Annotated in this window: 20 protein-coding genes; 14 read left to right on the top strand and 6 right to left on the bottom strand. The window is 35.9% G+C overall.

Going from position 1 to position 23043, the window contains the following annotated elements:
• Positions 1–306: 306 nt before the first annotated feature.
• On the bottom strand, positions 307–1419 hold the full coding sequence (locus ACPUVN_RS19090; RefSeq protein WP_426358730.1) for a helix-turn-helix domain-containing protein: 1113 nt from the start codon (positions 1417–1419) through the stop codon (positions 307–309).
• A gap of 371 nt (positions 1420–1790) precedes the next feature.
• Between ACPUVN_RS19090 and ACPUVN_RS19095 the strand changes: the two genes are divergently transcribed.
• From ACPUVN_RS19095 to ACPUVN_RS19115, 5 genes are all read left to right on the top strand, one after another.
• Positions 1791–2066 (top strand): hypothetical protein, encoded by a 276-nt coding sequence (locus ACPUVN_RS19095; protein WP_426369658.1) that lies wholly within the window; start codon positions 1791–1793, stop codon positions 2064–2066.
• Positions 2026–2904, top strand: coding sequence for a glycoside hydrolase family 5 protein (locus tag ACPUVN_RS19100; RefSeq protein WP_426369659.1), 879 nt, complete (start codon positions 2026–2028; stop codon positions 2902–2904). The genes ACPUVN_RS19095 and ACPUVN_RS19100 overlap by 41 nt, the downstream gene beginning before the upstream one ends.
• Positions 2905–3028: 124 nt before the next feature.
• Positions 3029–6223: a TonB-dependent receptor gene (locus ACPUVN_RS19105; RefSeq protein ID WP_426369660.1), complete on the top strand. Its 3195-nt coding sequence runs from the start codon at positions 3029–3031 to the stop codon at positions 6221–6223.
• 87 nt (positions 6224–6310) lie between these two features.
• Positions 6311–7831, top strand: a complete 1521-nt coding sequence (locus ACPUVN_RS19110; protein ID WP_426369661.1) for a tryptophan halogenase family protein — start codon at positions 6311–6313, stop codon at positions 7829–7831.
• Between the two features lie 186 nt (positions 7832–8017).
• Positions 8018–10567: a glycoside hydrolase family 3 N-terminal domain-containing protein gene (locus ACPUVN_RS19115; RefSeq protein WP_426369662.1), complete on the top strand. Its 2550-nt coding sequence runs from the start codon at positions 8018–8020 to the stop codon at positions 10565–10567.
• Positions 10568–10869: 302 nt separating this feature from the next.
• On the opposite strand, the gene ACPUVN_RS19120 is transcribed toward ACPUVN_RS19115, so the two are convergent.
• Positions 10870–11355: an LEA type 2 family protein gene (locus tag ACPUVN_RS19120; protein ID WP_426369663.1), complete on the bottom strand. Its 486-nt coding sequence runs from the start codon at positions 11353–11355 to the stop codon at positions 10870–10872.
• A 652-nt stretch (positions 11356–12007) separates the two neighbouring features.
• On the opposite strand from ACPUVN_RS19120, the gene hemE reads away from it, so the two are divergent.
• Complete coding sequence (gene hemE / locus ACPUVN_RS19125) at positions 12008–13078, top strand: uroporphyrinogen decarboxylase (protein WP_426358720.1); 1071 nt, start codon at positions 12008–12010, stop codon at positions 13076–13078.
• A gap of 139 nt (positions 13079–13217) precedes the next feature.
• Here hemE and ACPUVN_RS19130 read toward each other — a convergent pair whose 3' ends face one another.
• Positions 13218–14573, bottom strand: coding sequence for a Do family serine endopeptidase (locus tag ACPUVN_RS19130; protein WP_426358718.1), 1356 nt, complete (start codon positions 14571–14573; stop codon positions 13218–13220).
• Positions 14574–14646: 73 nt separating this feature from the next.
• A complete protein-coding gene (locus tag ACPUVN_RS19135; RefSeq protein WP_426369664.1) occupies positions 14647–15123 on the bottom strand; it encodes a YhcB family protein in 477 nt (158 codons plus the stop codon).
• Positions 15124–15317: 194 nt separating this feature from the next.
• Between ACPUVN_RS19135 and zapE the strand changes: the two genes are divergently transcribed.
• From zapE to ACPUVN_RS19175, 8 genes are all read left to right on the top strand, one after another.
• A complete protein-coding gene (zapE, locus tag ACPUVN_RS19140) occupies positions 15318–16433 on the top strand; it encodes a cell division protein ZapE (RefSeq protein WP_426358714.1) in 1116 nt (371 codons plus the stop codon).
• Between the two features lie 200 nt (positions 16434–16633).
• Entirely contained in the window at positions 16634–17062 is a 429-nt protein-coding gene (gene rplM / locus ACPUVN_RS19145) for a 50S ribosomal protein L13 (protein WP_426358713.1), read from the top strand.
• A 3-nt stretch (positions 17063–17065) separates the two neighbouring features.
• Entirely contained in the window at positions 17066–17458 is a 393-nt protein-coding gene (gene rpsI, locus ACPUVN_RS19150; protein ID WP_426358712.1) for a 30S ribosomal protein S9, read from the top strand.
• 555 nt (positions 17459–18013) lie between these two features.
• On the top strand, positions 18014–18604 hold the full coding sequence (gene petA / locus ACPUVN_RS19155; RefSeq protein WP_426358711.1) for a ubiquinol-cytochrome c reductase iron-sulfur subunit: 591 nt from the start codon (positions 18014–18016) through the stop codon (positions 18602–18604).
• Positions 18604–19866, top strand: a complete 1263-nt coding sequence (locus ACPUVN_RS19160) for a cytochrome b (RefSeq protein ID WP_426358710.1) — start codon at positions 18604–18606, stop codon at positions 19864–19866. Before petA ends, ACPUVN_RS19160 begins: the two co-directional genes overlap by 1 nt.
• A complete protein-coding gene (locus ACPUVN_RS19165) occupies positions 19866–20564 on the top strand; it encodes a cytochrome c1 (RefSeq protein WP_426369665.1) in 699 nt (232 codons plus the stop codon). The genes ACPUVN_RS19160 and ACPUVN_RS19165 overlap by 1 nt, the downstream gene beginning before the upstream one ends.
• A gap of 86 nt (positions 20565–20650) precedes the next feature.
• Positions 20651–21292 carry a stringent starvation protein SspA gene (gene sspA / locus ACPUVN_RS19170; RefSeq protein ID WP_426358708.1) on the top strand — a complete coding sequence of 214 codons (642 nt, stop codon included), beginning with the start codon at positions 20651–20653 and terminating at the stop codon, positions 21290–21292.
• Positions 21292–21750, top strand: a complete 459-nt coding sequence (locus tag ACPUVN_RS19175; RefSeq protein ID WP_426358707.1) for a ClpXP protease specificity-enhancing factor — start codon at positions 21292–21294, stop codon at positions 21748–21750. Before sspA ends, ACPUVN_RS19175 begins: the two co-directional genes overlap by 1 nt.
• A 116-nt stretch (positions 21751–21866) precedes the next feature.
• Here the strand turns inward: ACPUVN_RS19175 and ACPUVN_RS19180 are convergent, their stop codons facing one another.
• Positions 21867–22436, bottom strand: coding sequence for a BON domain-containing protein (locus tag ACPUVN_RS19180; RefSeq protein ID WP_426358706.1), 570 nt, complete (start codon positions 22434–22436; stop codon positions 21867–21869).
• A 1-nt stretch (position 22437) separates the two neighbouring features.
• A complete protein-coding gene (locus ACPUVN_RS19185; RefSeq protein WP_426358705.1) occupies positions 22438–23028 on the bottom strand; it encodes a phosphoheptose isomerase in 591 nt (196 codons plus the stop codon).
• Positions 23029–23043: the final 15 nt, after the last annotated feature.

The raw sequence follows: 23043 nt of genomic DNA on the forward strand, positions 1-23043 counted from the left end.
AGTTGTTTTTTAAGTTTTATAACTAAAAGCACTATATAAAAATTAGTGAACATAAGTTTTTTTGATACAAAATATTGTTATTGATTGGGCTTTATCTCATACGATTAACATATGTATTGATACTTTTAAGAATGAATCTATGTGGGATTTACAGTTGGAGAGTTAGAGAGGCAAGAAAGATAATGACAGTAAATTTAATTAAGGCATTACATTTCTTTCTTTATAAAGTGAAAATATAAGGGTGTACTGTACGGACTTAATCGTAGTGAATATGCTAATAAATAAGGTTCATTACTAAACGCTTACTTAGCCGCTTATTTGATTTTGACAGTGTTTCTTAAATTCTCTAGGCGTCATATCAACTTGTTTTTTGAAGAAGGTATTGAAAGTTGCTTTACTGTTGAAGCCAGACTCATTTAATATTTCGAGCATGGTGAATTTTTTATCAATGTTCTCTTTAATTAAGCGTTTACTTTCTTCGATTCTATAACTATTAATAAACTCATAAAAATTCTTCTCGAAGTGCTTGTTCAGTACGTTTGAAAGTAAACGAGGAGACATATCAAGCTGTTTTGCTAAACTCTCTAATGTAAGAAGAGGATGTAAAAAAGGTTTATTAGTTTCTAAATACGAAACGATATGCTTTATTTTATCGGAAGAAATAATTTCCTTTAACTCAACGCAGTTTTCTTTTTTCGAGGACGGAGATCTATCAATGATTATGCCTTTGAAGAAATTTGGTTTTGAAAGTGCGAAGTAAATTAAACTACTTACTAACAACATAATAATAAAATTAGACGTTAAACCTACTGCTTCGTGATCTACCCAGTTTAAATCTAAATCAAAATTGAAAATAATTAATATACTGATCACGAGTGAATTCAATCGAATCAGCAAGAAACCAATAACCAAAACTTTTAACCAATTTAAATCTATATCTAAAGTATTAGATACTTCGTTTTTAATTAGATCTTGATATCTCATCAGTTCATATAGCGCAACAAAGCTCAATATCACTCTAAAGTTTTGTCTAATAAAATAAAGTAGTCGGTCTAACCAATAAGCATTATCTATTTTATCAACGGCTAGTATGGTCCGTTGAATAGAATCATCAAGCATGATCCACGTAACACTATGGTAAATGGTAAAGAGTATGAAAGGCATGAAGTAAAGGATATTAATGGCTTTGAATTTATAATCTTTATAAATCATAGAACGAACATATAGCAGCATTAAAGGGGCTTCTAACCAATAAGCTAAGCCAAATAAATAGGTAAGGTCTGGGGTGATGGATACAGCAAATTGACTGAAAGCTGCGCCAAAGTTAATCAAGTTATCTAATGGGATTGCTGCTTGAGTTAATAAAAATAGTGACAGTAATATATTTGTGTTTTTTTTATCAGACTTTTGATTTAACAAAAAAATTGCAAACAGAATGCATTGATAGGTTGTTATCAACAATACAATATCAAAAGAGTTAAATAAAACCGTCTTCAAAGCAAAGTCCCTTGGATTAAAAATCGTTTCATATACTACCTACTTAAAAAAGAAAAAGTTACAAAAAACAGTATAAATAAAATAATTACATAAATTTGTACATAATCCTTTGAATTTATAAGTATAACCATTAATTAAATGTTCTTTAATTTCAGTGGTTTATTTTTTAATTGTACAAGTTGTTGTAAATTCCTTTAAGTGGACGAAAAAAAACAATGTTTTGTTTAAGTTATCACTCTGTAAATACTCATCTTTTTTAAAAGAAAAAAATAGATTAATAGAGAACTTTAAACATGCTAAAAAAAATAATTATATTCACGGTATTACTGTCCTCCTTTCAAGCTTTTTCTCAAAACATTTGTGAACATAAAAATACTCCTGAACATACCTGTGTTACAGCATTAGATGCTGCTAAACAAATGGGAAAGGGCTTCAATTTAGGCCAAATGTTTGAAAATGCACAACATGAACCGAGTTTACGCTCCGCCAAATTAAAAATAGATGCTTACCATGCACGTGGTTTTAGAAATGTGCGGATCCCTATTACTTGGACAGAAAAAAAAATATAATAATTATTTAGCTGATCCAAAATCAGGCAAGATTTTTTCTAATAACAGCCGTTTTATCGCGTTAACAGCAGTGATTGATTACGCCTTAAATAAAAAAGACATGTTTGTGGTGATTAATGCTCACCATGAGAAAAAACTTAAAGAAAACGCAGATGCCGCTTTATTAGCAAACTTATGGGAAGACATTAGCCAAACGTTTAAGAACCGCAATGCTCGATTACTTTATGAAATTTTAAATGAACCTCATTTAAAAGATAGCTCCGCAATGAAACCTTCCGATTTAAGAAAAATGACACAAATGGCTTACAACAACATTAGAAAGAATGATGTAAATCGTCTTGTTGTTATTGGTGGTAATCAATGGTTTTCGGCTGACGAAATGGCTAAAACTTGGCCTGATATTAAACAAGTCGGTTCAGGAACAGACCCTTTCATTATGGCAACATTTCATCACTATAAACCATGGGCTTTTCATGGCAACGGTGAAGGTGATTTTATGGATAAATGGACTGAACAAGATCTGACTAAATCAATGGAGATAATGGAAGAGTGGTCTAAAAATATTGGCCATGGTATGCCTGTATATATTGGTGAATGGGGAACCGCATGGCAAAACGAGTTGGCCATAATGGATTGTAATAATATTCGACTTTGGTATTCAAAGTTTGATGCCGAATATGCCTCAAGTAAAGGAATGCCAACTGCCGTTTGGGACGATGGCGGCTGGTTTAAAGTGTTTGATCATGACACCAATGCTTTTGACAATAATTTAATTGATTGCATCGATGGCGAATGTAAATGGTCATCAGAAATTCGATTTAACTCAGCATGTAAATAACAATGATCCGTTTTGTTTTTTAGAAAAAATTATAAATACAACAAATATAAACCAGATAATAAAACTACAAAGCTTTCACTATCTTATTGAAAGCAATAACTATAACTAAAATTTCGGGGTTATTATGAACAAAAAGCAACAACACGTAAAAAGACGTTATTCTAATAAAAAGATAACGTTTGCACACAGTATTATTGCCGCAACTATTCTAAGTGTTGTAAATAATACATATGCAGCGGAACAAGAAAAAGATGCAGAACAAGTAGAAGTTATTGAAGTTACGGGAATTCGTGGCAGTTTAATTAAAGCTCAAGATATTAAACGTGAAGCTGATACCTTTGTTGATGCTATATCATCTCAAGATATTGGTTCTTTACCTGACCGAAGTGTTTTAGAAGCAATGTCTAGAATTCCTGGTGTTTCTTTAGAGCGTTTCGCATCAGCTAATGATCCAGACCACTTTGGTATTGAAGGTAGTGGAGCGGTTATACGAGGTATGACACAAACTCGTAGTGAGTTTAACGGACGTGATACTTTTAGTGCCAACTCTAATCGAGGCTTAAGTTTTCAGGATGTTTCTCCTGAATTGGTAGGATCTGTAAAAGTTTATAAAAACCAATCTGCCGATATGATTGAAGGTGGTATTGGTGGTACCGTAAATCTGAATACCAAATTACCCTTTGATAGCGAAGGACAAGTTTTTGCCATTTCAGTTGATGCCACATATACCGACTTAGCAAAAGAATATTCACCTTCAATTTCGGCACTTTATAGTAACAAGTGGCGAACTGATTCAGGTACTTATGGCTTTTTAGTTAATGCTGCAAATTCTGAATTAACCAGCCGTTCAGATGGCATTCAATCACAAATTATTTTACCAAGAACAGATTTATACGAAGACCAAGGCGATACTATTTTGTATTCTCCTAATGGTGCAGGTTTAAGTCGACAGTTGCAAGAACGAGAGCGTCAAGGCTATGCGTTGGCTGGGCAATGGGAAAGTTTAGATGAAACCATGGTTGCAACAGTACAATTTTTACGATCAGACTCTTCGCTTTCATGGAATGAAAATACCATTAAATATTCCACCAATATTTGGGATGACGACGGCGTTACTATTCAAGATGAGTCTTTTCCACTTGATGGTTTTCCTGAGTATGAATTTGATGATAACGGTGTTTTCCAATCAGGTTATATTACAAATGTAGAACAGGGTGGCTGGCGCTCAAATGGTTTAGATCAAACACGAGTACCAACAGCTGCCTCGTGGGGAAGCAATCCTATTCCACAATTTGGTCATCGCTTTGAAACAAATACTCGAATTAAAGAACAACAATCAGTTGTTGATGATCTTTCGTTTAACTTTAAATTTCGTCCAAATCACTCTTGGGCACATGAATTAGACATTCAAACCGTTAATGCTAAAACTGATGATTTAGATCTTACTCTTAATTTAGGTACTTTTGCTAATCAGTTTTTAGACCTAACGGGTGATGCACCTGAAGTTTCTTTTCTAAATCCATGGAATGGCCAAAATGGATTTGGTGCTGAAGATAACGAGAATTTTTTACAATCGAAAGATACTTATTATTGGCGTTCTGCAATGGATCATGTTGAGCGTAGTGAAGGCGATGAAGTTGCTGTTAAATGGGACAGTAAATACACCTTTGATAGAGGCTTCTTTGTTTCAGTAAAAGCAGGCGTACGTTATGCCAAACGCGATCAAACAGTCCGCTATAGTGCCTTTAATTTTGATGAGTTAGGTGCATTATATAGCCCCGATAATGATGGAAATGGATATCAAGCTGCATGGTTAGATTTACCTGAGCATGAATCATTAGCCAATGACGTGGATAATATATATTGGAATAATCATTTTGGTGGCGGCAATGTTTCAATTCCTGGTGACGGTTATACACTGCACCCAGCTACCGAATTAGTTAGAGATTATGCTAATTGGGCGTCTCGCTTAAGTGATGTAGCTACTGATTGGGTACCGTTATCTGAGCGAGAACCAACCCAATTGGGTGTTGATGCTCAAGGTGAACCAATATTTGAAGCGTTTGATGGTTATTTTAGACCGAGTGAAATTACTGAGTTTTCAGAAGTAAATAAAGCTTTTTATGTACGTTTAGATTTTGAATCAGATAATGATTTTTTACCTTTTGTGGGTAACTTCGGCGCACGATATGTGCATTTAGAACGAAATACATCAGGCTTTATTAGCTTTCCTGATCATCGACCTGTTTATTTAGATAATGGTGAACTAGATCCCGAAAGTGCGAGAAACTTACTTCCTGACGATGACAAATCTTTTGGCAACTTTGCAGCTCAAGAAATTTCAGCTCGTTCTACAAACGATTATATATTGCCTAGTTTTAATATTAAGTTTGAACTTGGCGATGGTTTAATTTCTCGTTTTGCTGCGGCTAAAGCGATTGCCTACCCAAATACGGGAGATATGAAAGCCTATAAACGTATAAAGTCTGAAGTTCAAGGTATTCAAGAAGCCGTACCTGCAGATCCGGAAAACCCCAAATTAGTTGATGCGGTCGCTATTTATAATGGCGATAGTGGCAATCCTGATTTAAAACCTATGTTGTCTACCCAGTTTGATTGGTCATTAGAATGGTATTACGCAAGTGATAGCTCTTTCACCACAACGTTATTCTATAAAGAACTGAAAGATTTTTGGGTATCAGGTGGTTTTACTCAAGACATAGAGAATCCAACAACTGGTATTACCAAAACCGTTGAATTAGCCACACCATTGAACAGTGATTCAGGGCGTATGAAAGGCGCTGAAATTGCATTACAGCACTTTTTTCATGGTTTACCTGCACCTTTTAATGGCTTAGGTATTCAAACTAACTATACCTATGTTGATGCTTCAAGCGTACCTAATAGTAATTTATTTACTACCTCTCCTGATGGTTCACCTGCGACAGGTTCTCGTCAGCTTGCATTTGACGAATTGCCGTTGGCAGGACAGTCAAAACACACTGCTAATATGATCTTAATGTATCAAGGCGATAAAATAGAAGGTCGTATTGCTTATAACTGGCGTTCTGAATATATGATCACTGCCCGTGATGTAACTGCACCGAATCGTCCTGTTTTCAGTGAAGCGTCTGGCTTTTTAGATGCTTCAATATTTTATAACTATTCGGACTCTATTCGAGTTGGTATTCAAGGCGTTAACTTATTAGATACGGTGACTAAAACGTCTATTCAGATAGATGAAGAAGGCACCCGTTCTGGACGTTCTTGGTTTGTTAACGATAGAAGAGTCTCTTTGATCTTAAGAGCTACATTCTAACTAAAATGTATTCAATACGTAGGTTTAGCCTGCGTATTGAATGACTAACTTGTTAGATAAATAGTGAGATATTAATAGGATTGAATTATGACTAAGCAAATTAATAATATTGTGATCTTAGGTGGTGGTACCGCGGGTTGGATGACCGCAGCTGCCTTAAGTAAGTTGTTAAATCGAAGTGAAATAAACATTACTTTAGTTGAGTCTGAAGAGATCCCGAGTGTGGGGGTTGGTGAAGCAACCATACCTCAACTTCAACTATTTAATGCTTTACTAGGCATAGATGAAAATGAATTTGTTATTGAAACACAAGCTACTTTTAAGCATGGGATCATGTTTAAAAATTGGAAGCAGCTTAATCATGACTATATCCATCCATTTGGGAGTATAGGTATCCCACTAGATGGCATCGACTTTTATCAATATTGGTTAAAACTTTCTAAGTTAGGTAAAGCTGAATCTCTTGATAATTATGCATTTAATAGTGTTTCAGCGATAAATAAAAAAATGATGCGATCAATTAATGTGCCCAATTCACCGCTTAATGATATTGCATATGCCTTTCATTTTGATGCGGGCTTATACGCTAAATACCTTAACAAGTTTTCGATGAAATATGGAGTTAACCATATTATATCTAAGGTTAATAAAGTGAATTTAATCGAAGATAAAGATTCAGCAAAAAATGGATTTATTCGCTCTATAGAATTAATGAATGGTCAAACTGTTGAAGGCGATTTATTTATTGATTGTTCAGGCTTTCATGGTGTGTTGATAGAACAAGCTTTACATACAGGATATGAAAGTTGGAGCCATTGGTTACCTTGCGACCGAGCCGTTGTTATGCCTACTACATCAACAGAAGAAGCGGTGCCTTATACATGCTCTACTGCTCATACCGCGGGTTGGCAATGGAAAATCCCTCTACAGAGTCGAGTAGGCAATGGTCATGTATATTCGAGTCGATTTATGTCGGACGACGAAGCTAAAAAGATTTTATTAGAAAATGTAACGGGTGAGCCTTTAACTGAACCTAGAGTCATCCACTTCAAAACAGGTGTTAGACGTAAGCAGTGGAATAAAAACTGTGTAGCTATTGGTTTATCTAGTGGCTTTATTGAGCCATTAGAATCTACTTCAATTCATTTAATTCAATCAAGTATTTCTCGCTTAATGAGCTTATTTCCGTCAACTGATTTTGATAAGACAGATATTGATACGTTTAATAGACAGTCTATGGCTGAACAAGAAGCCGTTAGAGATTTTATTATTGCCCATTACAAAATAACAGAACGCGATGATTCTGCTTTTTGGAATTATTGCAGAAATATGGATGTACCTTCGTCAGTACAGAAAAAAATTGATTTATTCAAAACAAACGGTCGTGTTTTTAGAGAAAACAACGAGTTGTTTCATGAGTCGAGCTGGGTTGCAGTAATGGTAGGGCAGGGACTAACATCGAAGCATTATCATCCACTTGTTGATGCAATGCCTGTAGAAGAAGCTCAAAAACGTGTTGACCACATAAAACATGTGATTGAGCAATCTGTTATGAAAATGCCAACTCATACCGAGTTTATACAGAAAAACTGTAAAGCTGCTTCTTAATTTAACAGCAAGTGAGTAGCGATATATTGATATTACGTCACTTTATAGAAAAGGATCATATAAAAAATAAATGTTAGGAGTTAAATCAACCTTACTGGTTAGTCGAGTACTTAATCGCTTTTACTAACTTCTTAATTTTAAAACTAATAAATTCGCGAACAAACGTTAATTATTACTGGGTATATTATGAATTATAAATATAAATTTTGGGTGTTTTTTGCTGTATTTATTGCAGTGTTTTCTTTGTTGTTTTACGTGTATTCACAGCCAGTAGTCGATGAAAAGGTTGATGAGCAAGAGCTTTCTTCAATACCAAAATATTGGCCGAAAATTGAATCTAAAATAGCAAAAGATGATGATATTGAAAAAAGAATTACAGATATTTTAGCTAGCATGACTGTAGAGCAAAAAGTTGCTCAAATTATTCAACCAGAAATTAAAAGTATAACAGTTGATGATATGCGCAAGTATGGCTTTGGCTCGTATTTAAATGGAGCAAGTTCATTTCCACTTAATAATAAAGAAGCCGAAGTGCAAGACTGGGTGAATTATTCACAAGCTATGTTTGAAGCTGCGAAAGATGACACCTTAGACGGTTCTACAATTCCTACTATGTGGGCAACAGATGCGATGCATGGACATGCCAAAATTAGAGGGGCCACGGTGTTTCCTCATAATATTGGTTTAGGTGCAGCTAATAACATCAAACTTATTGAAGAAATTGCTAAGGTAACAGCGATTGAAGTGAATGTTACAGGTATTGATTGGGTATTTGCACCAACGGTTACAGCTCCTCGTAATGATAGATGGGGCAGAACTTATGAAGGCTATTCTGAAGATCCAGAAATTATTAGTACTTATGCCAAAGCTTTTATTCAAGGTATGCAAGGAGAACTCGCTAATGATGAAAATCCAGGTAGTAAATCAATCGCTACACTAAAACACTTTATAGGAGATGGCGGTACTCAATTTGGCGTAGATCAAGGCGATAATCTAGATACAGAATCAGAATTATTTAAAAAGCATGCTCAGGGGTATGTTACTGGTTTAAAAGCCGGAGCCCAAACTGTAATGGCGTCGTTTAATAGCTGGCATGGTAAAAAAAATCATGGCAATGAATATCTACTAACTAAAGTATTAAAAGAACGCATGGGTTTTGATGGCGTAGTGGTTGGTGACTGGAATGGTCATGGTCAAGTTAAAGGTTGTACAAATGATAACTGCCCACAAGCCTTTAATGCAGGTCTCGATGTTTATATGGTTGCAGGTGATTCATGGAAACCTTTATATCAAAACACTTTAGAGCAAGTTAACTCAGGTATTATCACTCAAAAAAGATTAGATGATGCGGTTTCACGTATGTTGAGAATAAAGCTACGTTCAGGTTTATTTGAAAAGAAAGCACCAATAGAAAGAAGCCTTGTTAATCAACCTGAATTATTAGGTACAGATAGTCACCGAAAGTTAGCTCGACAAGCTGTACGTGAAAGCTTAGTACTTCTTAAAAATAATAACCAATTATTACCTTTATCTGCTAATCAACATATTTTAGTTGCAGGCGATGCCGCCGACAATATAGGTAAGCAATCAGGTGCTTGGACAATAAGTTGGCAGAGTGCAGATAATAAAAATAGTGATTTTCCAAACGCGACTTCTATTTATAAAGGCATAGCCGAACAAGTAAAAGCTGCGGGCGGTTCTGTTGAATTAGATATCAACGGTAATTATAACCAAAAGCCTGATGTTGCTATCGTAGTTTTTGGTGAAGAAGCTTACGCCGAAGGCGTTGGCGATCGCGACTCTATAGAGTATCAACCGAGTTATAAGAAAGACTTAGCATTACTGAAGAAACTAAAAGCAGACAATATTCCTGTAGTAAGTATCTTTATTTCAGGTAGACCTATGTGGGTTAATCCTGAACTTAATCAATCTGATGCCTTTATTGCTGCTTGGTTACCTGGTTCTGAAGGAGAGGGGATTGCGGATGTTATTTTACGTGATGTAGATGATAATGCTCAATTTGATTTTACTGGCAAGTTATCATTCTCATGGCCTAAAACGGTTGCACAAACAGATCTGAATTATGGTGATGATAACTATGCACCACTATTCGAATATGGATATGGATTAACTCATTCAGATAATACGCGATTAAATTCTTTTGATGAAACAGTCAGCCTTAATGATAAAGCGGTTAAAGGCAAATTTGTATTGTTTGATAAAAACTTTATTGCACCGTGGTATCCAACAATTGTTAATCAAGAAGGTACTTCACAAATAGACTCTAATCAATTTGAAAATAACCTTATTCGCATGGAAGCTATTGATAAAAACATTCAAGAGGATGCGCGTAAGTTAAGCTTTTTAGGCGTTGAGAATGTAGCTTATTCAATTACAACAGCTGAACCTGTAGATTTATCTATGTATGCTCAATCAAGTTATGTAAATATTAACGTATTAATAAATAGCAAACCAAGTGATGCTGTTTTCATGAAACTTAGCTGTAACGAGTCTTGTGGGAAGATTGTTGAACTCACAAAAAGCATTGCTGCTATCCCTACTAACCAATGGACAGATATTGCTATACCTCTGCATTGTTTTGACTTAAGAGAAGATGAGCTTTTACAGGTTAACTCCCCTGTAGTAATAGAAACAAAAGGTGAGTTTAGCTTTAGCTTTTCATCTATTTCTATAGAGTCGTCTATAAAGAAAAGGAAGTTCATTCGTTGTGATTAATTATGTCTAACTGCTCACAAATAAAATCATCTTATTAAAACTAGTGATGACTCAACATGTAAGGGGGTTTTATGTTGAAGCCCTTTTACTTACCAAGCTGATTTACGAAACGTTAGCGCATTAAGGTTCGAGTAATAATGCCAAACATAGCTGCAGACATATACTTGTTAATGAGTCGCAGCATTGGAATGTTAAGATGAACAAAGAGGGGAGGAAGTGATAAGAGAATTTATCACTTTTAAGGCGCATATCACCGAATTTATACAACATGAAGCTGACAAAGGTTAGCTTCATGTTAAATCTTATTTAAGAAATTTCTTACCTTGTTTTAAGCCTGATAATAAATCATCACTCAGAATACCATCACGCCCAATAGTAATAGGGATAAAACCATTAGGATCTATCGTTGTAGCTAAATGATACTTCAACTCTTCGTTACGGTGCTCACCAAAATAAGTCAGTAATTTTAATAAATCAAACAAGCCTACACCTGCACTTATACTAACAGGAGTTTCACTATAAGCTTTTAATAACGGAACTGAGTTCGACATACCCGTTAGTACTTTTTGATCGGCAATACCTAAATTAAAAGTAACTCCCTCAATATCTAAATCGAAACTGTTCGGGTTAGACACCATTAAATTCAACGTAAAATACTGTGTAAAACCTTTAGTTTTTGCAGGCTCAATACTAACCAAGCTCACATCAGGATTTTTGATAGGGGCTATGCTGGCACAACTCGCTAACATCATGCTAAATATAGCGAAAAACATACTCCATGTACGCATTGGTGGATTCCTTCAATAAACGTAATGTTACTAAAAATTGTAAGAAACTAATGTAGCACGCAGACTGTTAAAATTCGACTAGAAGAAGTGAAAGATAGATGAATTATATGAGGGTATGGATTGGGGTCTTTCGGTTTGTCATAAACTATAAAAATGAAGAGTGAATAGAATTAACAATTCAATCAATTAAAGTTATATGTTCTGGATATAAGTTTTATTTTTAAGGTTCGAACTAGAGGTGTTTTGTAATTGAGGTATTACACTTTGTTATTGTTTTTACATTCTTTTACAAATAAAAAGGCCTTACCAAAGGTAAGGCCATAAATGCTCGCTGTATTGTCTTGTATAACAAGCTTCTTATTATTTATTTTGACTATTTATTGTTGTTATTCGTTAGCTCGGGACAATTTATAGCAAAGGGATCTAGGGGATGCAACAACTTTAATAGAGTATATACACCAGTATTTCTTTCGTACTTGAGTATGAAAATTAACCGTTAATTAAATGTTAACAAAATATTTCAATGAATACAGACGCTTATTTGTCGGTCTTTTGTGATTAATTGTAATAAAATATTTGTTTTTATTTCGAATATAGAAGAAATAAAATTGTAGTGTTAGAATATTAGCACTTAAAAACTGAGATCCCTTTAATGACTGAATTACAAAACGATACTTATTTACGTGCATTATTACGCCAACCTGTAGATTACACACCCGTATGGATGATGAGACAAGCTGGACGCTATTTACCTGAGTACAGAGAAGTACGTAAAGGTGCAGGTGATTTTATGTCGGTTTGTAAAAATGCCGAATTAGCGTGTGAAGTAACTCTTCAACCTTTACGACGATTTAAGTTAGATGCAGCTATTTTATTTAGTGATATTTTAACTATCCCTGACGCTATGGGATTAGGCTTATATTTTGAAACAGGTGAAGGTCCTAAATTTGAAAGACCAATCACATGTAAAGCTGATGTATTAAAAATTGCAGTGCCTGATCCTGAAGATGAGTTAGGTTATGTGATGAATGCCGTTCGTACTATTAAGAAAGAGCTTAACGGTAGTGTTCCGTTAATTGGCTTTTCTGGTAGCCCATGGACTTTAGCAACTTATATGATTGAAGGTGGAAGTTCTAAAGCTTTTACTAAGATCAAAAAGATGATGTTTTCAGACCCACAAACATTACACATTTTATTAGATAAGTTAGCTGACTCTGTTATTAGTTATTTAAATGCGCAAATTGCTGCTGGTGCTCAGTCGGTAATGGTATTTGATACATGGGGTGGTGTTTTATCTCCTCGTGACTATAAAGATTTTTCTTTACAGTATATGGCTAAGATAGTTGATGGTTTAACGCGTCATGCTGATGGTCGCCAAGTTCCAGTAACTTTATTTACTAAAAATAGTGGTATGTGGTTAGAAGATATTGCAGCAACAGGTTGTGATGGTGTTGGTTTAGATTGGACGATTGATATTGAAGCGGCTAAAGCAAGAATCGGTGATAAAGTTGCTTTACAAGGTAATATGGACCCTTCAATGCTTTATGCTCCTGTTGAACGTATTGAGCAAGAAGTTGCTAAGATTTTAGCTGGCTTTGGTGACGGCGGTACAGGTCATGTATTTAACTTAGGCCATGGTATTCACCCAGATGTGAATCCTGAGCATGCTGGCCACTTTATTGAGTCGGTTCATCGTTTAAGTAAGCCTTATCATAATAAGTAATATTGCAACGGGAGACTAATCGATAACACTTGATAAATAATCATTATTTATCAAGTATAAAAAAAGGAGCCTAGGCTCCTTTTTTGTTGGACTTCACTTTATACATTTCTTAAAAAGTGAATCGATATCACTGGTGTTATTAACGGATCATCAAGAATAAACTTGAATTGCCTCTAACAATATTCAGAGCGAATACATTATCTTGTTCTTTCAATATTGCTCTTAATTCTGCAATGTTATTGATACGTTGGCGGTTAACACCAATGATCAAATCGTCTGATCTTAATCCTGCAATAGCTGCGGGACTATTCTTAGCAACTTCTGATACATCAACACCTTTGCCTGCATTGTTTTCTAACGATGCACCTTCTAGCATACGGTGAATACTTTCAGCTTCAACATTTGCCATATCAGACTTTTTCAGTGTCGCTTTGTACGTTTTCTCTTTTCCATCTCTGATAACGGTAATTTTAACTTTTTTACCTGCGCCAATAGAGCCTATTTTTCCGCGTATTTCATTAAACGACTTAACTTTCTTACCATTGATTTTGATAATAACGTCGCCAGCTTTTAATCCAGCTTCTTCAGCGGCTGAGTCTGGAGTGATTTGTTCAATAAAACCACCTTGAGTTGTGTCAAGTTCCATTGCTTTGGCAATATCGCTTGTTACGCTTCTACCTTGTACGCCTAACATGCCACGACGAACTTCACCGAATTCGATAATTTGGCTAACTAGGTTATTAACCATTGAGCTTGGGATAGCAAAACCAATACCTACGTTACCGCCACTTGGGCCTAATATTGCGGTGTTGATACCAATAAGTTCGCCTCGAAGGTTTACAAGTGCACCACCTGAGTTACCGCTGTTGATTGCGGCATCGGTTTGAATAAAGTCTTCGTAGTTTTCTATATTTAAACCGGTACGACCTAAAGCACTAACAATACCTGATGTTACGGTTTGGCCTAGTCCGAATGGGCTGCCTATGGCAATAGCAAAATCACCTACACGCAAGTTGTCTGAATCTGCTAACTTTATTGCTGTTAAGTCTTTGTGATCTATTTGTAGTAGAGCGATGTCGCTGTATTCGTCAGAACCAATTTTTTTAGCTTCTAGTTGTCGACCATCTTTTAAGGTAACAAGGATCTCGTCTGCTTCTGCTATAACGTGATTATTGGTAACTATATAGCCTTCATCAGAATCAATGATTACACCAGAGCCTAAACCTCTAAATTCTTTTTCTTGTTGCTGCTGTCCTTTTCTTTGCTGCTTGCCAAAGAAAAACTTAAATGCTTCAGGTACATTATTTTTAACTTCGTGAGTACCTTTTACTGATATAAGTACTACAGCAGGTGTTACATCATCTAGCATTGGCGCTAAACTTGGTAAAGATTCACCTGCAACGGCAAAAGGTAAATTTGCGCTAGCAGGTAAACTGGTTAACGCGATTGAACTTGAAAGCAAAGCTGTACTTACAATAAGAGAAAGTTTTTTCATATTTGGATTAACTCCTTAACTAAATAAATAAACAAAATATAAATATTATATGCAGGCTCTGAGTCTTTATTATTTAACTAAGTTCCTTTTTCTCACCTTTAGGATTTGTAACACTTTGTGTTTCATCTTTAAATAAGCCACTTGGGTTACCTGAATAATCGAGGGGCGCTTCAGTGATTTCTGCATCTTTCTTATTCGCTGCACTGGCATCTCTTAGCTTGATGGTTTGTGCTAATTGATCTTGCGTTTCTTGAGAGAAGAATGGCATAGCTGATTTATCGTCAGGTGTTGCTTCTTGCAATAACTTGGTGCTTTGAGCCATTTGTAACATAGCGTCTTTACATGTTGTGTGCATTTGCTCCAACAACTTAGCTGAACTTTCTAAATGTTCTGCAACATTTGCTTTGTATTCATCTAGTGCTTTTTCGCCTTGATCAAGTTTGTTAGTGAGCTCTTGATTTTCTTGTGAAGTACTGCCCATAAATTTATTGGCGATAATGCCAACTAGTAAACCAACAACGAAAGTAACTAAACCTATTATAAGTGCCATACAAAAACTACCTTTGATAAATGAAATGAAAATTTAAACCTGAGTCTCTTCACGAAAGTTATGAGATTTAGTTTAAAAATAATGTTTTGCCTTGTTATACTTATGTTTCTCTCTATATATAGAATATGTTTACAAAAATTTAATTTTCAAGCATTCCAAGATAAAAGGTTGCTTAATAATCTAATGGCCATTGTATGATAAAAATCACCCCTATTGAAAAGTATAATTTAGATTTAAAGCAAGAAGGTTTTCAGTACGACGCTGCGCAAGAAAATGCGGTGCAGTGTTTACAACGTTTATTTGATGATTTACAAAATAAACCTGTACCTGTTTCAGGGTTTAAAAAAGTACTTAATCGTTGGAAAAAAACTTACTCTAAGCAAGAGCCGTCAAACATCAAAGGTTTATACTTTTGGGGTGGAGTAGGGCGCGGTAAAACTTATTTAGTTGATACGTTTTTTGATTGCTTACCTTTTGAAAACAAAACACGCGTGCATTTTCATCGCTTTATGCATCGTGTACATGAAGAGTTAAAAACACTTCATGGCCAATCAGATCCTCTTAAAATTATTGCTGAACGCTTTGCTAAAGAAACCTGCATTATTTGTTTTGATGAGTTTTTTGTATCAGACATTACGGATGCGATGATTCTAGGGACTTTATTTGAAGAGCTTTTTGCACGTGATGTTATTTTAGTGGCTACTTCAAATATTATACCTAACGAGCTTTATAGAAACGGCTTACAACGTGAGCGCTTTTTGCCTGCTATTCATTTAATTAATAAGCATTGCGACATTGTTAATGTTGATAGCGGTGTTGATTATCGATTAAGAACCCTTGAGCAAGCTGAGATATATCATTGTCCGTTAGATGAAGACGCGAAAACTAATTTAAATACTTACTTCAATCAATTATCGATAGAAGAAGGCACTAGTAATAAAACCATACTGATTAACAATCGCGATTTACTTTCTGTGCAAGAATCTAAAGGTGTTGTGCACTTTGAATTTTCGGTTTTATGTGAAAGTGCGCGTAGCCAAGGTGATTATATGGAAATTAGTAAGCTGTATCATACGGTGCTAATGGCGAATGTAACGCAAATGAATGCTGAACATGATGATTCAATAAGACGTTTTATCGCGCTTGTAGATGAATTTTATGAGCGTAATGTGAAGTTGATTATTTCAGCTGAAGTCGCTTTAGAGCAATTATACATTGGTGAACGATTAAGCTTTGAATTTAAGCGTTGTTTAAGTCGCTTGCAAGAGATGCAATCACATTCTTACCTTGCAAGTGAGCATATTCCGTAAATACTTTGATAAGTTTAAAAATTAGCTTTTTTTTATTAGAAAACTTCTGTATAATCCGCGCTCCCTGCGTTACAAAGGCCTGGTGTTTTTGAATATCAGGCACGGACTCGATACTCGAAGGGGTACAGCGTAGTCTTTTAACGGGTGGTTAAATAATTTAATCACTATTTAAAGTAACATTTATATAATTGGGTTTCTTAATGAAAACTTTTGTAGCTAAACCAGAAAGCGTTGAACGCGAATGGTTCTTAGTGGACGCCGAAGATAAAACTTTAGGTCGTATCGCTACTGAAATTGCTAGCCGTTTACGCGGAAAGCACAAACCAGAATTTACTCCTCATGTTGACACTGGCGATTACATCGTTGTTATCAATGCTGAGAAAGTACGTGTAACTGGTAACAAAGCGAAAGGTAAAATTTACTACTCGCATACTGAATATGTTGGCGGCTTAAAGCAAATTAGTTTTGAAAAGCTAATCGAAAAAGCTCCTGAGCGTGTTATCGAATTAGCGGTTAAAGGCATGTTACCTAAAGGTCCTTTAGGTCGTGAAATGTACCGCAAGCTAAAAGTGTATGCTGGTGCTGAGCACAAACATACTGCACAACAACCACAACTTTTGGAGCTTTAAGCAATGGCTGATAATCAATATTACGGTACTGGTCGTCGCAAGAGCTCAACTGCTCGTGTGTTTATGAAAGCTGGTAACGGTGCAATTACAATTAACAAGCGTGATATTTCTGTTTACTTTGGTCGTGAAACGGCTCGTATGGTTGTTCGTCAACCATTAGAATTAGTAGAAATGCTTGAAAAGTTTGATTTCAATATCTCTGTTGTAGGCGGCGGTATTTCTGGTCAAGCTGGCGCAATTCGTCACGGTATTACTCGTGCATTAATGGAGTTCGATGAAACTTTACGTGGTGAACTACGTAGAGCTGGTTTCGTTACTCGTGATGCTCGTAAAGTTGAACGTAAGAAAGTTGGTCTACACAAGGCTCGTAAAAAGCCACAATTTTCAAAACGTTAATATTTACCAATATGTTATATTCAAAAAACCAGCTTCTGCTGGTTTTTTTATGTCTGCTATTTCACTTCTTAATCGTTACATACTTTTATTGCGTTTAATTCTCCCCTGAATAAATGATTAATTAATTTGCTACAAATCGCATTTTATTGTTTTCAATCAATATTTCTTTATAAAAAATCTGTCAAAATTTTCTGTCGTTATTTTTATTTTAGCTCGAACGCTTATAAAATAGTCTAGGCTGTGGTTAGAGGTAAATCAGAATAAGCAGGGTGTATTTGTTATTTATTACTGGTGGTTGTTTTTCATACAAATAATTACCGTTTTGCAAGGTAATAAAACCTCTTAATGAACTGAATAAGAATCATTATCAATAACGGCCTGTAGAAAGCAAATTGATTAGCCATAACTGCTGAATTACCTTGTAAAAAAACACTGATTTCTTTATGATCGTAAAAATTTTTTTGTCGCTAGTTTAATAAAACCGTCGTAATAAAATTTTGTTTGAAATAATAAAAATTATTATTGTGGTAATTGAATACTAATTGGAGATCTTGAATGAGCAATGTGCCCGTTAATAACGGCCGACGACGCTTTTTGACTGCTGCTACTTCTGTAGTTGGTGGCGTAGGTGTAGTTGGTGTAGCTGTGCCTTTCATTGGCTCGTGGAACCCAAGTGCTAGAGCGAAAGCTGCTGGTGCCCCGGTTGAAGTTAATGTAAGTAAAATTGAGCCAGGCCAAATGATCCGTGCTGAATGGCGTGGTAAACCTGTATATGTAATTCGTCGTACTGACGCTATTGTGGATGCGTTAAGCGCTCATGATTCACAGTTACGCGATCCTGAGTCAACTGAACCTCAGCAACCTACATATGCAACTAACCCTTACCGCTCAATTAAACCTGAGTTTATGGTAGCGTTAGGTGTTTGTACTCATTTAGGTTGTGCTCCTACTCACCATAAAGGTGATTTTGAAGAGTTTGTTACGGGTGTTAAAGATGGTTTCTTCTGTCCGTGTCATGGTTCTAAATTTGATATGGCTGGCCGTGTATTCCAAGGCGTTCCTGCACCATTAAACTTAGTAGTTCCTGATCACTCTTTCCCAACTGAAGATACCCTTGTTATTGGTATTTCACCAGGAGAAGCATAATGAATAGCTTTATGGCTTGGATCGAGAAGCGCTTACCTTTCATGGATGCCATGAATAAGCATGCTATTCAATATCCTGCACCTAAAAATTTCAATTTTTGGTATGTGTTCGGTATTTTAGCGACTGTAGTTTTAGTAAACCAAATCCTTACAGGTGTTTGGTTAACAATGAATTATGAACCATCTGGCGATGGCGCATTTGCTTCTGTTGAATATATTATGCGTGATGTCGACTACGGTTGGTTACTACGTTATATGCATTCTACGGGTGCTTCAGCATTCTTCATTGTAATATATTTACATATGTTCCGCGGTGTTATGTATGGTTCTTACCAGAAACCACGCGAACTACTATGGATCTTCGGTATGCTAATTTACTTAGTATTAATGGCTGAAGCGTTCATGGGATACTTATTACCTTGGGGTAACATGAGTTACTGGGGTGCACAGGTAATTATTTCATTATTTGGTGCTATTCCTGTTATTGGTGAAGACTTAACTATTTGGATCAAGGGTGATTATGTTATCTCTGGTGCTACGTTAAACCGTTTCTTTGCATTACATGTTATTGCATTACCACTTGTTCTTGTAATTCTTGTGTTTTTACACATTTTAGCATTACATGAAGTAGGTTCTAACAACCCTGATGGCTCTAATATTAAGAAGCCTAAAGGTAGTATGAAACCTGAAGAATTATCTAAATTTACTTTCCATGAGCAATATACTAAAAAGTATGACATTGTTGATGCGATACCGTTCCACCCTTACTACACTGTTAAAGATTTAGTAGCGGTTGTTATATTCTTGATTCTATTTTCTTGGGTAATGTTCTTCTTCCCAGAAGGTGGTGGTTATTTCCTTGAGCCGCCAAACTTTACGCCTGCTAATGGTTTAAAAACACCTGAGCATATTGCTCCAGTTTGGTACTTCGGTCCTTTCTACACTGTGTTGCGTGTTATTCCTGATAAGTTATTTGGTATGATTGCGATGTTTGCTGCAATTGGTATGTTATTCGCTCTACCTTGGTTTGACCGTGGTGTTGTGCGTTCATTCAGATACCGTAGTAAATTACATCTTTTAAACTTAACGCAATTTGCAGTTTGTTTTGTAGCGTTAGGTGTTTTAGGTACCATGCCAGCTTCAGATCTAGCTAACCTAATTGGTAGACTTGCAACTTTAGGCTATTTTGGTTTCTTCATATTCTTATGGTTCTATAGTAAGGGTGAGAAAACTAAGCCAGTTCCAGAGAGGGTAACAGGATAATGAAAAAGTTAATTTTAGCTTTATTAGCGATTGTTCCTATGCTTGCTATTGGTTCAGGCCCTAGCTTACATTTAGACAGCGCAGAAAATGATTTAACAGATAAAGAGTCACTTAAACGTGGTTTTGAATCTTACTTAAATTATTGTTTAGGTTGTCATCAACTTCAATATCAACGTTATAACCGTACATTTGAAGATTTAGGTATTGAAGAAGCTGAAGGTGTTAAAAACTGGATGCCTACAGGTGAGAAGTCTGGTGATCATATTTTAAATACGATGCCAGCTAAAGATGCTGCTGCTTGGTTTGGTAGCACACCACCTGACTTAACATTAGAAGCTCGTTTTAGAAGCCCTGATTATATTTACACTTACTTACGTTCTTTTTATGTTGATGAGAACCGTCCGTTTGGTGTAAATAACAAGGTGTTCCCTGATGTTGGTATGCCGCATGTATTACAAGGTTTACAAGGTGTTCGTACAGCTAATGAACACGGTGAACTTGGTGAAGCACAAGGTGGTTCAATGACTGAAGAAGAGTATGACACTTTTGTTCGAGATTTAACCAACTTTTTAGAATATACTGCAGAGCCAAACAAACTTGAGCGTAAGAGCTTAGGTTACTGGGTTATCGGTTTTCTATTCATCTTCTTGATCTTTGCGTACTTATTGAAGAAAGAATATTGGAGAGATGTACACTAGTTAATAGCTGTGTATTGTATCTTTTCTTGATTGGGGGCTTTGAGCCCCCTTTGTTAGTTTTTATTTAAAGAATTTTGGGAGTCAAAATGGCCGTAACTGCAAACAAACGCTCTGTTATGAATTTATATTCACATGCTGATGATATGTATAGTCATCAAACACGCATCGTATTAGCAGAAAAGGGTGTTGGCGTAGACATACACCTAGTTGATTTGGCAAACCTGCCGGAAGACTTACTAGACCTAAATCCATACGGTACTGTTCCAACGCTTATCGATAGAGAATTAGCGTTATATGAAGCAAGTATCATTATTGAATATTTAGATGAGCGTTTTCCTCATCCACCATTAATGCCTGTTTACCCAGTTTCACGTGGTAGAAGCCGTTTAATGATGCACAGAGTTGAACAAGATTGGTACAGCTTAGCTAAAGTTATTTATAACGGTCCAGCTGATGCTGCTGCTAAAGCACGCCAAGAACTTAAAGAAAGTTTATTAAGTGTTGCTCCTATCTTAAACGAAGCACCATACTTTATGAGTGAAGAGTTTAGCTTAGTTGATTGTTACTTAGCTCCGTTATTATGGAGATTACCTGTATTAGGTATTGAACTTGATGGTCAAGGTTCTAAAGAATTAAAAACTTATATGTTAAGAGTTTTTGAACGTGAATCTTTCCAAGCTTCATTAACTGAATCTGAGCGTGAATTACGTTTTGGAAATCCAGTATAGTGTCTGATGTTAAGATGACATCCAATAAGTCTTATTTAGTTAAGGCTTATTACGATTGGATTTCAGATAACGATTTAACACCTTATATCATGGTAGACGTTAATGTTTACGGTGTATTAGTTCCTATGGCTTATGTTACAGATGGTCAAATTGTTCTAAATGTATCAGGTGGTGCTGTTGGTGTTATTTCTTTAGGAAGTGATGCTATTGAGTTTAGCGCTAGATTTGGCGGTAAGCTTGAGCACATTGTTGTACCTTACGGTGCAATAGGCGCTATATATGCGAAGGAAACAGGTGCTGGCACCTCATTACCTATTGAACATCCTGTTGAGCAGGAAGAAGAGCCTAAGGCTACATTAACACCAAGAGCTACATTAACGAGTGTTGATAGTAATAAGACACAGTCTTCTTCATCAGCTAAGCCGAAAGGCGGAGCTACGCTGAAAGTGATTAAGTAAGCTATTTAGGGTAAATAACTATTTAGCAGAAACAAAAAAGCAAGCCTAGTGGCTTGCTTTTTTTGTGCTTAAAGTTTAGTGATTAAAGTTTAATTAATAGCTAAACCTACTCGTACTTATAGGTATTCAAACAGTTTATACACTCGGCTAACACCACTGATATTACGAGCGACATCAACGGCTGTATTTGCCTGACCTTCAGGAAGTAAGCCCATTAAGAATACTTCGCCATTTTCTGTTACCACTTTTACGTCTTTTACACTTACGTTTTCATCAGCTAATAAAGAAGCTTTTACTTTAGAAGTAAGCCATAAATCATTGCTTTTTGTGGTTGTTGAAATGGTGTTACCAATTCTGATTTGGTTATGTACCGTTAATACACCATTGATGTTACTTAAGGTTTTCATCACTACATCACGCAACTGTGTATTAGGCGCTTGACCAACAGCTAATACACTGCCGTTTACGCTGATCACTTGAATGTTAGTATGTTGACTAAGTTCAGGCATTTTAGCTAATTGGTTGTGAGCAACAAGTTCAATACGTTGATCATCAATTTGTTTGCCTAAGGTTCTATTGTCGGTAGCAACACTTGTTCCGCCAACAATAGCGACAACCGCAGCTGCGGCACAGCCTTGTAAAATACTAATACACGCTAATACTACTAATGTTTTTTTAAATTGCATTTTAATCTTCCGCTTGAGGAAATAAGGTTGTATCAATAATGTCGCACAGACAATGTATAACAAGTAGATGGACTTCTTGTATACGTGCAGTGCGGGCCGAAGGTACACGGATCTCTACGTCATTCTCACCGAGTAAACCTGCTATATCTCCGCCATCTTTACCTGTAAGGGCAATGATAGGAATGTCTTTTGATACGGCAACTTCTATCGCTTTAATCACGTTACGTGAATTACCACTAGTTGATATAGCTAATAATACATCGCCACTATTACCTAAGGCTCTTAATTGCTTTGAAAACACTTCATCATAGTGATAATCGTTAGCGATAGAGGTTAGCGTTGAAGTATCAGTAGATAAGGCAATAGCAGGTAATGGTGGACGCTCTGTTTCATATCTATTTAATAAGCCTGCAGTAAAGTGCTGAGCATCAGCTGCTGAACCGCCGTTACCACAAGATAATATTTTATTTCCTGCTAACAAGCTTTGAACCATAATCATGCTGGCTTGTTCAATAGGACCAGAAAGTACTTCACTTGCGGCAATTTTTGTTTGGATACTTTGTGTAAAGTTACTTTTTATTCTTTCTAACATAGCGTTATTAAGTTC

This window comes from Pseudocolwellia antarctica, assembly GCF_049933045.1.
Lineage (GTDB): Bacteria > Pseudomonadota > Gammaproteobacteria > Enterobacterales > Alteromonadaceae > Pseudocolwellia.

What these genes read in the sequence shown, in the direction of transcription:
- ACPUVN_RS19095 (WP_426369658.1), top strand. Translation starts at nt 1,791, where the DNA reads ATGCTAAAAAAAATAATTATATTCACGGTATTACTGTCCTCCTTTCAA.
- ACPUVN_RS19100 (WP_426369659.1), top strand. Translation starts at nt 2,026, where the DNA reads ATGTGCGGATCCCTATTACTTGGACAGAAAAAAAAATATAATAATTAT.
- ACPUVN_RS19105 (WP_426369660.1), top strand. Translation starts at nt 3,029, where the DNA reads ATGAACAAAAAGCAACAACACGTAAAAAGACGTTATTCTAATAAAAAG.
- ACPUVN_RS19110 (WP_426369661.1), top strand. Translation starts at nt 6,311, where the DNA reads ATGACTAAGCAAATTAATAATATTGTGATCTTAGGTGGTGGTACCGCG.
- ACPUVN_RS19115 (WP_426369662.1), top strand. Translation starts at nt 8,018, where the DNA reads ATGAATTATAAATATAAATTTTGGGTGTTTTTTGCTGTATTTATTGCA.
- ACPUVN_RS19120 (WP_426369663.1), bottom strand. Translation starts at nt 11,355, where the DNA reads ATGCGTACATGGAGTATGTTTTTCGCTATATTTAGCATGATGTTAGCG.
- hemE (WP_426358720.1), top strand. Translation starts at nt 12,008, where the DNA reads ATGACTGAATTACAAAACGATACTTATTTACGTGCATTATTACGCCAA.
- ACPUVN_RS19130 (WP_426358718.1), bottom strand. Translation starts at nt 14,573, where the DNA reads ATGAAAAAACTTTCTCTTATTGTAAGTACAGCTTTGCTTTCAAGTTCA.
- ACPUVN_RS19135 (WP_426369664.1), bottom strand. Translation starts at nt 15,123, where the DNA reads ATGGCACTTATAATAGGTTTAGTTACTTTCGTTGTTGGTTTACTAGTT.
- zapE (WP_426358714.1), top strand. Translation starts at nt 15,318, where the DNA reads ATGATAAAAATCACCCCTATTGAAAAGTATAATTTAGATTTAAAGCAA.
- rplM (WP_426358713.1), top strand. Translation starts at nt 16,634, where the DNA reads ATGAAAACTTTTGTAGCTAAACCAGAAAGCGTTGAACGCGAATGGTTC.
- rpsI (WP_426358712.1), top strand. Translation starts at nt 17,066, where the DNA reads ATGGCTGATAATCAATATTACGGTACTGGTCGTCGCAAGAGCTCAACT.
- petA (WP_426358711.1), top strand. Translation starts at nt 18,014, where the DNA reads ATGAGCAATGTGCCCGTTAATAACGGCCGACGACGCTTTTTGACTGCT.
- ACPUVN_RS19160 (WP_426358710.1), top strand. Translation starts at nt 18,604, where the DNA reads ATGAATAGCTTTATGGCTTGGATCGAGAAGCGCTTACCTTTCATGGAT.
- ACPUVN_RS19165 (WP_426369665.1), top strand. Translation starts at nt 19,866, where the DNA reads ATGAAAAAGTTAATTTTAGCTTTATTAGCGATTGTTCCTATGCTTGCT.
- sspA (WP_426358708.1), top strand. Translation starts at nt 20,651, where the DNA reads ATGGCCGTAACTGCAAACAAACGCTCTGTTATGAATTTATATTCACAT.
- ACPUVN_RS19180 (WP_426358706.1), bottom strand. Translation starts at nt 22,436, where the DNA reads ATGCAATTTAAAAAAACATTAGTAGTATTAGCGTGTATTAGTATTTTA.
- ACPUVN_RS19185 (WP_426358705.1), bottom strand. Translation starts at nt 23,028, where the DNA reads ATGTTAGAAAGAATAAAAAGTAACTTTACACAAAGTATCCAAACAAAA.